This window comes from Fusobacterium sp. (genome assembly GCF_030528405.1).
In the GTDB taxonomy this organism is placed as follows: Bacteria; Fusobacteriota; Fusobacteriia; order Fusobacteriales; family Fusobacteriaceae; genus Fusobacterium.
This window is the reverse complement of record NZ_JAUMYY010000004.1, coordinates 15,158-27,921: the sequence shown is the minus strand read 5'-3', so window position 1 is coordinate 27,921 and position 12,764 is coordinate 15,158. Positions and strand designations below refer to the sequence as shown.

Here is a 12,764-nt window from a genome sequence, read left to right as displayed (position 1 = left end):
TTATAAAATAAAAAATATAATAAAAAAATAAGAAAGGAGGGTAAAATGCCTACTCTAAGTCAATTAGTAAAAAATGGAAGACAAACATTAGCTGAAAAGAAAAAATCTCCAGCTTTACTTGGAAACCCACAAAGAAGAGGAGTTTGTGTAAGAGTTTATACAACTACACCTAAGAAACCAAACTCAGCTTTAAGAAAAGTTGCCAGAGTAAAATTAACTAATGGTATAGAAGTAACTTGTTATATTCCTGGTGAAGGACATAACTTACAAGAACACTCAATAGTTCTAGTGAGAGGTGGAAGAACAAAGGACTTACCAGGGGTTAGATATAAGATTATAAGAGGTGCTTTAGATACTGCAGGTGTTGCAAAAAGAAAACAAGCTAGATCTAAGTATGGTGCTAAAAACGCATAATTTTAAGGAGGTGAAAAATTAATGTCAAGAAGAAGAGCAGCGGTAAAAAGAGATGTTTTACCAGATTCAAGATATTCAGATAAGGTTGTGACTAAAGTTATTAACTCAATAATGTTAGATGGAAAGAAATCAATAGCTGAAGGAATTTTTTACTCAGCAATGGATTTAATAAAAGAGAAAACTGGACAAGAAGGTTATGATATTTTTAAACAAGCTTTAGATAATATTAAACCTCAAATAGAAGTTAGATCTAGAAGAATAGGTGGAGCTACTTATCAAGTTCCTGTTGAAGTTAAAGCAGATAGACAACAAACTTTAGCAATTAGATGGTTAACTAACTATACAAGAGCTAGAAAAGAATATGGAATGATAGAAAAATTAGCAGCAGAATTAATTGCAGCAGCAAATAATGAAGGTGCTACAATAAAGAAAAAAGAAGATACATATAAGATGGCAGAAGCTAATAGAGCATTTGCACATTATAGAATATAATTTTTAGAAAACAATGTTTTCATTTAATCGAGGAGGAAAAATTTAATGGCTAGGAAAGTATCACTAGATATGACTAGAAACGTTGGAATAATGGCTCACATCGATGCAGGGAAAACAACAACAACTGAAAGAATACTATTTTTTACTGGGGTTGAAAGAAAACTAGGAGAAGTTCACGAAGGTCAAGCTACAATGGACTGGATGGAACAAGAGCAAGAAAGAGGGATAACAATAACCTCTGCGGCTACTACTTGTTTTTGGAGAGAACACAGAATAAATATAATAGACACACCAGGGCACGTGGACTTTACAGTTGAGGTTGAGAGATCTCTAAGAGTTCTAGATGGAGCGGTTGCTGTATTCTCAGCTGTTGATGGGGTACAACCACAATCAGAAACAGTTTGGAGACAGGCAGACAAATATAAGGTCCCAAGACTTGCATTCTTTAATAAAATGGACAGAATAGGGGCTAACTTTGATATGTGTGTATCAGATATTAAAGAGAAATTAGGTTCTAATCCAGTGCCTATACAGTTACCAATAGGTGCAGAGGATCATTTTGAAGGTGTTATTAATCTTATAGAAATGAAAGAATATGTTTGGCCAATAGATTCTGATAATGGTCAAAAATTTAATATTCAAGAAATTAGAGAAGAATTAAAAGAAAGAGCAGAAGAAGCTAGACAGTATATGTTAGAATCTATAGTTGAAACTGATGATGCTCTTATGGAAAAATTCTTTGGTGGTGAAGAGATTTCTAATGAAGAAATAAAGAAAGCTTTGAGAGTGGCAACTATTGAAAATATAATTGTACCAGTAACTTGTGGTTCATCATTTAAAAACAAAGGAGTTCAAGCACTATTAGATGCAATAGTAGACTATATGCCAGCTCCAACAGATGTTGCTATGGTAGAAGGGACAGATCCTAAAGACTTTGAAAAGAAAGTTGATAGAGAGATGTCAGATGATTCACCTTTCTCAGCATTAGCGTTCAAAGTAATGACAGATCCGTTCGTAGGAAGATTAACTTTCTTTAGAGTTTATTCTGGAGTAGTAGAAAAAGGTTCTTATGTATTAAATTCTACTAAAGGTAAAAAAGAGAGAATGGGAAGAATACTTCAAATGCATGCTAATAAAAGAGAAGAGATCGATTATGTATATTGTGGAGATATAGCTGCAGCAGTTGGTTTAAAAGACACAACTACAGGGGATACTCTATGTGCTGAAAATGCTCCAATAGTTCTTGAAAAAATGGAATTTCCAGAGCCAGTTATTTCAGTTGCAGTAGAGCCTAAAACAAAAAATGACCAAGAAAAAATGGGAATTGCTTTATCAAAACTTGCTGAAGAAGATCCTACTTTTAAAGTTAGAACAGATGAAGAAACAGGTCAAACTATTATCTCAGGAATGGGAGAACTACATCTAGAAATAATAGTTGACAGAATGAAGAGAGAATTTAAAGTTGAGTCTAATGTAGGAAAACCTCAAGTTGCTTATAGAGAAACAATAACAGCTTCTTATGATCAAGAAGTTAAATATGCAAAACAATCTGGAGGTAGAGGGCAATATGGACATGTTAAGATTATCCTTGAACCAAATCCAGGTAAAGAATTTGAGTTTGTAAATAAAATAACAGGTGGAGTTATTCCTAGAGAGTATATTCCAGCAGTTGAAAAAGGGTGTAAAGAAGCACTTGAATCAGGAGTTATAGCAGGATATCCTTTAGTGGATGTAAAAGTAACTCTTTATGATGGATCATATCACGAAGTTGACTCATCAGAAATGGCATTTAAAATAGCAGGTTCAATGGCTCTTAAACAAGCAGCAGCTAAAGCTAAACCAGTAATTTTAGAACCAGTATTTAAAGTGGAAGTGACAACTCCAGAAGAATATATGGGAGATATTATTGGAGATTTAAACTCAAGAAGAGGAATGGTTTCTGGAATGATAGATAGAAATGGAGCTAAGATAGTAACAGCTAAGGTTCCTTTATCTGAAATGTTTGGTTATGCAACGGATTTAAGATCTAAATCTCAAGGAAGAGCTACTTATTCTTGGGAATTTTCTGAATATCTTCAAGTTCCAGCTTCAATCCAAAAAACTATTCAAGAAGAAAGAGGAAAATAATTTTTATAATTTACTTTTTAGTAAAATAGTGTATAATTGAGTTAATAATAATATAAAAATAAAAATCTAATTAGGAGGAAAAAATGGCTAAAGAAAAATTTGAAAGAAGTAAACCCCATGTAAACATTGGAACAATTGGTCACGTTGACCACGGAAAAACTACAACTACAGCAGCAATTTCTAAAGTATTATCAGATAAAGGGTTAGCACAAAAAGTTGATTTTGATAAAATTGATGCTGCTCCAGAAGAAAAAGAAAGAGGAATTACAATCAATACAGCACATATAGAATATGAAACTCAAGAAAGACACTATGCACACGTTGACTGTCCAGGACACGCGGACTATGTTAAAAATATGATAACAGGAGCTGCACAAATGGATGGAGCAATACTTGTTGTTTCTGCTGCAGATGGTCCTATGCCTCAAACAAGAGAACATATATTACTTTCTAGACAAGTTGGAGTTCCATATATAGTTGTTTATTTAAATAAATCAGATATGGTTGAGGACGAAGAATTATTAGAATTAGTAGAAATGGAAGTTAGAGAATTACTAACTGAATATGGATTCCCAGGAGATGATATTCCAGTTATAAGAGGTTCTTCATTAGGAGCTTTAAATGGGGAAGAAAAATGGGTAGAAAAAATAATGGAACTTATGGCAGCAGTAGATAGCTATATTCCTACTCCAGAAAGAGCAGTAGACCAACCATTCTTGATGCCAATAGAAGATGTATTCACAATAACAGGAAGAGGAACAGTTGTTACTGGAAGAGTTGAAAGAGGAGTAATCAAAGTTGGAGAAGAAATAGAAATAGTTGGAATTAAACCAACATCTAAAACTACATGTACTGGTGTAGAAATGTTTAGAAAACTTCTTGATCAAGGTCAAGCTGGAGATAATATAGGTGCTCTATTAAGAGGAGTTAAGAAAGAAGATGTTGAAAGAGGACAAGTTCTTGCTAAACCAGGAAGTATCTTACCTCATACAAATTTTAGAGGAGAAGTTTACGTACTAACTAAAGAAGAAGGTGGAAGACATACTCCATTCTTCACAGGATATAGACCTCAATTTTACTTCAGAACTACTGACATAACTGGAGCAGTAAATTTACCTGAAGGAGTAGAAATGGTAATGCCAGGAGATAACATTGAAATGACTGTTGAATTAATTCACCCAATCGCAATGGAAACTGGATTAAGATTCGCAATTAGAGAAGGTGGAAGAACAGTTGCTTCAGGAGTTGTTTCTGAAATAACTAAATAATAAAAAATTTTTTAAGAGAGCTTTTTGGGGGCAATACACATTTAGCTCTCTTTTTTTATTCACAAAAAAAGATGCTGAATGAATTAAAGTAATACTCAAAAATATCCATCTAAAAATATTTGATAATTTTTAATAGACTATATGGTATAATTATTTAAATGAAAAAGGGAGGGAGTTTATGAATTTTGAGATAGGAAATGTAAGTTTTGACTTAGTTGGAATAATATTTATAGCTGTACTTTTTATATTAATTCTTACATCCCTAATTGTAAATTATAAAATATTTAAAAGGATAAAAAGTATTTTTATAAAAATTTTATTTTTTGTAGAGGTATTAATTAGAGCGGTAGCATCTTATTATATTTTTTATTATTTTATTTTAATACTTGCACTTAATAGCACATTAATGGAAAAAATTTTATATGGACTTTTATTTGTATCATCCTTATTTATTCCAGTAATACCACAGCTTATTTTAATTTTTTTTATGGCTTAAAATTTTCTTTATAAAATTACTGTAAAATGATGGTAAAGAACATAGATTTATAAAATAAATATAATTTTATAAAAAAATATATAAAATATATTCGTATTCTTTCTAAAAAAACTCTATAATTGTAATGTAAGAAATATTAATGTACTAATATTAAAAAATATATAAATAAAAAAGATTAAAATAAATTAGAAAATAGATTTATTTTGATTTTTTTAAACAATTATTAAAGTCATTTTAAAAATTAAATTTTGTTTTATTACAAGTGGAGGTGTTTATTTTGGAATTGGTATTAAGCAGTAAAAAAATCACTTTGGAAGATTTAATTAATGTTACAAGAAATGGATATAAGGTAAAGATTTCTGAGGAGGCTTACGAAAAGATTGATAAGGCAAGGGCATTAGTTGACAAATATGTTGAGGATGGTAAAGTTTCTTATGGAATAACAACAGGATTTGGGAAATTTGCTGAAGTTTCTATATCTAAAGAACAAACGGGGCAACTACAAAAAAATATAGTTATGAGCCATGCTTGTAGCGTTGGAGAACCTATGGCAAACGATGTTTCTAGAGGAATAGTTTTATTAAGAGCTGTAAACTTAGCTAAAGGATATTCAGGAGTTAGAAGAATTGTTGTAGAAACTTTAGTTGAGATGTTAAATAAAAATGTAACACCTTGGATACCTGAAAAAGGTTCAGTGGGTTCATCAGGTGATTTATCTCCACTAGCTCATATGTCTTTAGTATTGTTAGGAATGGGGAAAGCATATTATAATGGAGAATTAATGAGTGGAAGAGAAGCCATGGAAAAAGCAGGAATAGCTATAATTCCAGAATTATCATCGAAAGAAGGGCTAGCCTTAACTAATGGAACGCAATCTTTAACATCTTTAGGAGCTCATACTTTATATGATGCAATTAATTTATCAAAACATCTAGATATAGCAGCTTCTATGACTATGGAAGGTTTACATGGAATAGTTGATGCTTATGATGCAAGAATAGGAGAAGTAAGAGGTCAGTCAGGGCAAATAAGAACTGCTAAAAATATGAGAACTATTTTAAATGGAAGTAAGAATGTTACTAAACAGGGTGTTGAAAGAGTTCAAGATTCTTATGTATTAAGATGTATACCTCAAATTCATGGAGCAACTAAAGATACTTTAGAATATGTAAAACAAAAAGTTGAAATAGAAATAAATGCTGTTACGGATAATCCTCTAATTTTTGTTGAAACAAATGAAGTTATATCAGGTGGAAATTTCCATGGTCAGCCTATGGCATTACCATTTGATTTTCTAGGAATCGCTATAGCAGAGATGGCAAATGTTTCTGAAAGAAGAATAGAAAAAATGACTAACCCAGCCTTAAGCCATGGACTTCCAGGATTTTTAGTTGAAAATGGAGGATTAAATTCAGGTTTTATGATAGTTCAATATTCTGCTGCAGCACTTGTATCTGAAAATAAGGTTTTAGCACACCCTGCATCTGTAGATTCTATTCCTACATCAGCAAATCAAGAAGATCATGTTTCTATGGGTTCAATAGCTGCAATAAAAGCAAAAAATATATTAGAAAATACTAGAAAAGTAATAGGAATGGAATTAATTTCTGCCTGTCAAGCAATTGATTTAAAAGGAGCAAAAGATAAATTGGCTCCAGCTGTAAAACTAGCTTATGAAGAAGTTAGAAGATTAATTCCTTATGTAAAAGAAGATAGAGAAATGTATATTGATATTCATACAGCTGAAGATATAATAAAGACAAATAAAATTGTAGAAAATGTGGAAAAAGAAACAGGAATATTAGAATTCTAATTAGGAGGAAATATATGATTAATAATAAATCAATTTATGAAGCAATGACGATAAAATTAACTGCTGAAGATATACCAATGGAAATACCTAAATTGGACCCTTCTATAAGAAGAGCACCAAAAAGAATAGTTAAACTATCAGATCATGATATAGAACTAGCAGTGAGAAATGCTCTTAGATATATACCAGAAGAATTTCATGAAATGCTAGCACCAGAATTTTTAGAAGAATTAGAAACTTATGGAAGAATATATGGTTATAGGTTCAGACCAGCTGGACAAATTTATGGAAAGCCAATAGATGAATATAAAGGAAAATGTGTAGAAGCTAAAGCTATGCAAGTTATGATAGATAATAACTTGGATTTTGATATTGCTCTTTATCCATATGAATTAGTAACTTACGGAGAAACAGGTCAAGTTTGCCAAAATTGGATGCAATATAGACTTATAATGAAATACCTTGAAAATATGACTCAAGATCAAACTCTTGTGGTGACATCTGGCCATCCAGCAGGTTTGTTTAGATCTAATCCAAGTGCACCAAGAGCAATAATTACAAATGGTCTTATGATAGGTTTATTTGATAACTATGAAGATTGGGCAAGAGGAGCAGCGATAGGTGTTGCTAACTATGGTCAAATGACTGCAGGAGGATGGATGTATATAGGTCCGCAAGGAATAGTTCATGGGACTTATTCAACGATTTTAAATGCAGGTAGATTGTTCTGTGGAGTTCCAGCTGATGGAGATTTAAGAGGAAAATTATTCATTACATCTGGTCTTGGAGGGATGAGTGGAGCTCAAGGGAAGGCTTGTGAAATAGCAAAAGGTGTTGGAATTGTTGCAGAAGTTGATTTATCAAGAATTAACACAAGACTTGAACAAGGTTGGGTAAATGTTATAACTAAAACTCCAGAAGAAACTTTTAAAATTGCTGAAGAAAAAGTTGCAGCAAAAGAACCTTATGCAATAGCTTATCATGGAAATGTAGTAGAGTTACTTGAATATGCAATAGAGTATAATAAGCACATAGATTTATTATCAGATCAAACATCTTGTCATGCTGTATATGATGGAGGATATTGTCCAGTAGGAACTTCATTTGAAGAGAGAACAAGACTTCTTGGAACTGATAGAGCTAAATTTAAAGAGCTAGTAGACGAAGGATTAAAAAGACATTATAAAGCAATTAAAACATTACATGATAGAGGGGTTTATTTCTTTGATTATGGAAACAGTTTCTTAAAATCTATCTATGATGTAGGAATATTAGAAATTTCTAAAAATGGAAAAGATGATAAAGAAGGATTTATTTTCCCTTCATATGTAGAAGATATATTAGGACCAGAGTTATTTGACTATGGATATGGACCATTCAGATGGGTTTGTTTATCAAGAAAAAAAGAAGATTTATTAAAAACAGATAAGGCAGCATTGGAATTAGTAGATCCAAATAGAAGATACCAAGATAGAGATAACTATGTATGGATACAAGATGCAGATAAAAATGGTTTAGTTGTTGGAACTCAAGCAAGAATATTCTATCAAGATGCTATGAGTAGAACAAAAATAGCTTTAAAATTCAATGAAATGGTAAGAAATGGGGAAATAGGACCTGTAATGTTAGGAAGAGATCACCATGATGTATCTGGAACAGATTCGCCATTTAGAGAAACTTCTAACATAAAAGATGGAAGTAATATAATGGCAGAAATGGCAACTCAATGTTTTGCAGGAAATGCAGCAAGAGGAATGACTATGATAGCTCTTCATAACGGTGGAGGAGTAGGAATAGGAAAATCTATAAACGGTGGATTTGGAATGGTATTGGATGGAAGCCACAGAGTTGATGAAATCTTAATGCAAGCTATGCCTTGGGATGTTATGGGTGGAGTTGCAAGAAGAGCTTGGGCAAGAAATCCTCATTCAATAGAAACTGTAATTGAATATAACAATGATAATAAAGGAACAGACCATATTACATTACCATATATAGTTTGTGATGAATTAATTAAAAAAGTCTTAAAAAAATAAGACCTTACACCACTTTTTATATATATAATAAAAAGGATACTCTTTATGGGTATCCTTTTTACTGTATAAAATATATAGAGGTTTTTATTTTAAGTATTCAAGAGCTAAAGAAGAGAACAGAAGAACTCCATTTTTTAAAATGCTTTCATTGATATTAAATTTAGAATTATGAAGTACAGAACATCCTTCATAAGCTGTTCCTAACCAAAAGAAAGCACCTTTATAATCTTTTAGATAAAAAGCAAAATCTTCTGCACACATTGAAGGCTCTTTGATTTCCACTAAAGACTCTATTCCTAAATATTCCTTTACAACCTTTCTTGCAAATTCAATAGACTCATCATCATTAATTAATGAGCAATATCCTCTTTGATATTCAATAGAACTTTGAGTTCCAAAAAAGCTATCAAGAGCTTTTAGGCTATCATTTAATCTTTTTTCTATAAAATCTCTTATTGTTGGATTAAAAGTTCTACAAGTTCCTTCGATTCTAACATTTTCAGCAACAACATTATACCTAACACCAGCATTCATAGTTCCTATTGTAAAAACTACATTTTCCATAGGACTTATTTCTCTTGAAATTATAGATTGTGTACTTACAATCCAATTTGCTGCAGCAACTAGAGCATCAATTCCTTTATTAGGTTCAGCGGCATGAGATGCTTTTCCTTTTATATTGATATAGAAATGGTCAGAAGCAGCCATAAAAGCTCCTTCTTTTAGTGCAATTTTATTAGATTCAATTTCAGGCCAGACATGGAGTCCATAAATTTTATCAATTCCCTCAAGAGCTTTACTTGCTATAATTCTTTTAGCTCCTCCATTTGGAGAGTCTTCTTCAGCTGGTTGAAAAACTAGTAAAACTTCACCTTTAATATCTTTTTCAAAAGTTTTTAAAATTTTTGCAGTACCTAATAAGATGGCCATATGAGCATCATGACCACAGGCATGCATAAGCCCTTTCTTTAAAGATTTATATGAAATTTCATTTTCTTCTTCAACTGGCAAAGCATCCATATCTGCTCTAAATGCAATTTTCTTTTCAGATTTATTTAGTCCAATTTTTGCAATTATTCCATAGTTATCACTCTGTCTTTCATATCTTACATCAAGTTCTTCTAAAATTTTTATAATGAAGTCAGAAGTATTTTTTTCATTATTGGATAATTCGGGATTTTTATGAAGATATCTTCGCCAATTTATTACATCTTCTTCGATAGCTTTTATTTTATTTATTAAAATTTCTTTCATAGATCTTACCTTTCTAAATTTTTAAATGAAAATTTACTTATCAAAATTGCTAAAATAGTAAAGCCTATTCCTATAGCTAATGATAGCATAGCTCCCGAAAACAAACCTTTATCAAGGAGAGTAGCTAAAATTAAATTTAATAGTGCAAAATAAGTTATACTAATAATAGTGTAGGCAAAAGAATAATTTGTCATGACAGGACTTTTGAAATCTGGATCACAAATTCTTAGTAAAAGTATTCCTGTTAAAAATACACCAGTGGACATTCCAAAAGTGGATATCATATGTTCAAACCAATAATCTTTTAAAAAATATTTACACATATAAAATAGGAAAAAAGTAGTTAAAATAAATCCTATAATACACATAAGTGTAATAGGAACTATAAAGGCAAAAACAGCTTTAATTGGTAAGCTAGCAATAGCAGCAATGACAGCAAATTCAGTTAATGTACCAGAAATTTTTGCTTTTACCTTAGAATCAACTAAGAAATCTAATTTTAACTTACACATAAGATTCCAGAAAATAAACATTACAACTATGGAATAAGCCCATATGGAAATTTTATCTAAAATAAAAATTTTGTGAGTTTTCATAAATTCTAATAGTTTAAATGAGATAAGGCAGACACTAAAAATAATTGCAAAGTGAAAGGCAAGAGAATCTATTGATGCAGAAAGAGTAGTATCTCTTCCTAAAAGAGGTTGTTTTTCAGTGTCTTTTATATATCCTATTTTAAAACTTTCAGGTATATCTCCTGGCTTTTTTAAAATTGCTGTATAACCTTTACGAGAGGAAAAATTAATTAGTAACATACCGATTAAAATACCTCCAACTATACCAAAAGTAGCAGTTGTTGTAGCAACACCTTGAGCAGTTTCCCAATAAGGTAGATTAGCATTTTGTAACATATTTCCAAGTAAACCAGCTGTTCCATGCCCTCCAACAAAACCTAAGCCCAGTTCCCAACCAAAAGTTCTATAGAAATCATATTTTCCATTGAATATATATTGCATAGAAAATCCAGCAAAAAATTGAAACATTGCTATTCCTAATCCTATAAAAGCTAAAGGAAGTACATTTTTTACTGATTTTACTTCTGATGAAAATTTCAATCCAAGTGGAACAGAGGCAACTATTGGAATTATAAGGATACCTGGTAAAAGAGAGTAAATTTTAAGCCATTCTGGAGAGATTTTTAAAATATTGAAACACACAGGACCTAAAATTAATAATAAGAAACCTCCAATAACTGAAGCAGGCATAAAAGTTTGTTGAAAAAATTTTATTTTGGCTCTCAGAAAGGTACCTAACAATAAAAATAGTCCCAATAAACCTAAACTATTCAATAATTCAGAAAACATTTTAGCTGTCATATCCAATTTGTATGATATAAATTATATCATACATCCTCCTTCCTTAATTAATATAGAGATATCAAATTTTTTGACATATTTTTTGACATCTTTTAATTAAAATAATTATACTTTTTTAAATATTATTTGTCAAATTTTTTGACAAAATTTTTTAACTAAAAAAAGATATAAATGGTATAATAAAAGTAAAAAAGTGAGGAATATATTATGATAAAAATAGCTATTTTTACTCCTAAAAACTCATTCAATTCCATAAAGAAAGCCTTAGAAGAAATAGAATGTAATAAAGAATATATATTTTATGATAATTTATATAGCCTAGGAGAAATATATAAAAAAATAGCCCATAAGTATCATGGCATTATTACAAGTGGACCTATAGGTTATGAAAATATAAAAAAACAAGTGAAAATTACAACACCTATCTACTATCTTGAAATTTCTAAAAGTGATCTTTTTAAATACTTATTTGAAACATTGAAAGAGAGACCTGATATAAATTTTTCACGAGTTTATATTGATTTTATTTCAAACGAAGATAAAGAATATTGGTTAGAAAATGTATTTAAAAAGGATGAAGAACCTATATTTTTACCTTTAGATTACAGTGATTCAAAGCTATATGAAAATTTTAAAAAAAATTATTTGAGACTTAAAGAAGAAAAAAAAATTGATTATGTTTTAACTAGGATAAGTAATATGTTACCGTTTTTGGATGAACATAAAATTCCATATAAATTTCTTTTTCCATCTGAGTCAGCAATAAGAGAAACTGTTACATTGGCAATAAATGATATAAAGGCAAAAAAATTTGATAAGAATCAGGTGGTTTTTGGAAAACTAAAAGGACAAAATAATTTAAAAGAATTAGAAAATATTATTCAAAGTAGCTGTAAAAATTGTATTTTACAAAGAGATAGAGAAGATTTGAATATTTTGGTCTTAAAAGAAGATTTTTTAGAATTAGATATTAATTCTTTAATAAAATCTAAATATAAAAAGGACTTTTTTATAGGTTGGGGTAATGGGAAAAATATGAATGAAGCTCGATTTTATGCAGAAGAAGCCTTAAAAAAGAATATAGAAACCTGTGGTGAGATAGTGTGTATTATGGGAGCAGATAAAACGAAAATTTTAAAAGAAATAGATGAAAAGAAAAAAGAAAATCTAGAAATTATTGAAAAATTAAAAAAACTAAATATTAGTAATGAAAGAGCAAAGAATTTAATAGAAATTTTTAGAAAAGAAAAAAGAATAAGTTCAGAAGAACTAGGAGTATACTTGAGTATCTCTTCACGAACAGCGAATAGAATACTGGATAAATTAGAAAAAAATTCCTTAGCTAATGTTTTTATAGAAAAAATGAAGCGAGGAAGACCTAAAAAAATTTATATTTTAAATTTTTAATAAAGAAAGGATATTGCAAATTAGATTTTTAAAAGTTTTAAGCTCATAAATTTCTAATATTTTTATCAAAGTTACAGCTCT

Annotated in this window: 10 protein-coding genes; 8 read left to right on the top strand and 2 right to left on the bottom strand. The window is 30.2% G+C overall.

All coding sequences use genetic code 11. From position 1 onward, the window contains the following. The first annotated feature begins 45 nt into the window (after nucleotides 1-45). From rpsL to Q4A58_RS01215, 7 genes are all read left to right on the top strand, one after another. A complete protein-coding gene (gene rpsL / locus Q4A58_RS01245; protein ID WP_303115847.1) occupies nucleotides 46-414 on the top strand; it encodes a 30S ribosomal protein S12 in 369 nt (122 codons plus the stop codon). A 21-nt stretch (nucleotides 415-435) separates the two neighbouring features. Then, nucleotides 436-906: a 30S ribosomal protein S7 gene (rpsG, locus tag Q4A58_RS01240; RefSeq protein ID WP_303115837.1), complete on the top strand. Its 471-nt coding sequence runs from the start codon at nucleotides 436-438 to the stop codon at nucleotides 904-906. A 45-nt stretch (nucleotides 907-951) separates the two neighbouring features. After that, nucleotides 952-3,033 (top strand): elongation factor G, encoded by a 2,082-nt coding sequence (fusA, locus tag Q4A58_RS01235; RefSeq protein ID WP_303115827.1) that lies wholly within the window; start codon nucleotides 952-954, stop codon nucleotides 3,031-3,033. An 83-nt stretch (nucleotides 3,034-3,116) separates the two neighbouring features. Beyond that, on the top strand, nucleotides 3,117-4,301 hold the full coding sequence (gene tuf, locus Q4A58_RS01230) for an elongation factor Tu (protein WP_303115820.1): 1,185 nt from the start codon (nucleotides 3,117-3,119) through the stop codon (nucleotides 4,299-4,301). A 178-nt stretch (nucleotides 4,302-4,479) separates the two neighbouring features. Next, entirely contained in the window at nucleotides 4,480-4,797 is a 318-nt protein-coding gene (locus Q4A58_RS01225) for a hypothetical protein (protein WP_303115819.1), read from the top strand. A gap of 262 nt (nucleotides 4,798-5,059) precedes the next feature. Continuing rightward, nucleotides 5,060-6,610 (top strand): histidine ammonia-lyase, encoded by a 1,551-nt coding sequence (gene hutH, locus Q4A58_RS01220; protein WP_303115818.1) that lies wholly within the window; start codon nucleotides 5,060-5,062, stop codon nucleotides 6,608-6,610. A gap of 14 nt (nucleotides 6,611-6,624) precedes the next feature. Then, entirely contained in the window at nucleotides 6,625-8,646 is a 2,022-nt protein-coding gene (locus Q4A58_RS01215; protein WP_303115816.1) for a urocanate hydratase, read from the top strand. Between the two features lie 84 nt (nucleotides 8,647-8,730). Here Q4A58_RS01215 and Q4A58_RS01210 read toward each other — a convergent pair whose 3' ends face one another. Continuing rightward, complete coding sequence (locus Q4A58_RS01210; RefSeq protein ID WP_303115815.1) at nucleotides 8,731-9,900, bottom strand: M20 family metallopeptidase; 1,170 nt, start codon at nucleotides 9,898-9,900, stop codon at nucleotides 8,731-8,733. A 5-nt stretch (nucleotides 9,901-9,905) separates the two neighbouring features. After that, nucleotides 9,906-11,264, bottom strand: coding sequence for a sodium/glutamate symporter (locus Q4A58_RS01205; RefSeq protein ID WP_303115814.1), 1,359 nt, complete (start codon nucleotides 11,262-11,264; stop codon nucleotides 9,906-9,908). 219 nt (nucleotides 11,265-11,483) lie between these two features. Here Q4A58_RS01205 and Q4A58_RS01200 point away from each other — a divergent pair, with 219 nt between their 5' ends. Further along, nucleotides 11,484-12,683 (top strand): HTH domain-containing protein, encoded by a 1,200-nt coding sequence (locus tag Q4A58_RS01200; RefSeq protein WP_303115813.1) that lies wholly within the window; start codon nucleotides 11,484-11,486, stop codon nucleotides 12,681-12,683. The last annotated feature ends 81 nt before the right edge of the window (nucleotides 12,684-12,764 follow it).

Excerpts from the sequence above, each read along its gene's own strand:
- rpsL (WP_303115847.1), top strand. The coding sequence starts at position 46 with ATGCCTACTCTAAGTCAATTAGTAAAAAATGGAAGACAAACATTAGCT.
- rpsG (WP_303115837.1), top strand. The coding sequence starts at position 436 with ATGTCAAGAAGAAGAGCAGCGGTAAAAAGAGATGTTTTACCAGATTCA.
- fusA (WP_303115827.1), top strand. The coding sequence starts at position 952 with ATGGCTAGGAAAGTATCACTAGATATGACTAGAAACGTTGGAATAATG.
- tuf (WP_303115820.1), top strand. The coding sequence starts at position 3,117 with ATGGCTAAAGAAAAATTTGAAAGAAGTAAACCCCATGTAAACATTGGA.
- Q4A58_RS01225 (WP_303115819.1), top strand. The coding sequence starts at position 4,480 with ATGAATTTTGAGATAGGAAATGTAAGTTTTGACTTAGTTGGAATAATA.
- Q4A58_RS01215 (WP_303115816.1), top strand. The coding sequence starts at position 6,625 with ATGATTAATAATAAATCAATTTATGAAGCAATGACGATAAAATTAACT.
- Q4A58_RS01210 (WP_303115815.1), bottom strand. The coding sequence starts at position 9,900 with ATGAAAGAAATTTTAATAAATAAAATAAAAGCTATCGAAGAAGATGTA.
- Q4A58_RS01205 (WP_303115814.1), bottom strand. The coding sequence starts at position 11,264 with ATGTTTTCTGAATTATTGAATAGTTTAGGTTTATTGGGACTATTTTTA.
- Q4A58_RS01200 (WP_303115813.1), top strand. The coding sequence starts at position 11,484 with ATGATAAAAATAGCTATTTTTACTCCTAAAAACTCATTCAATTCCATA.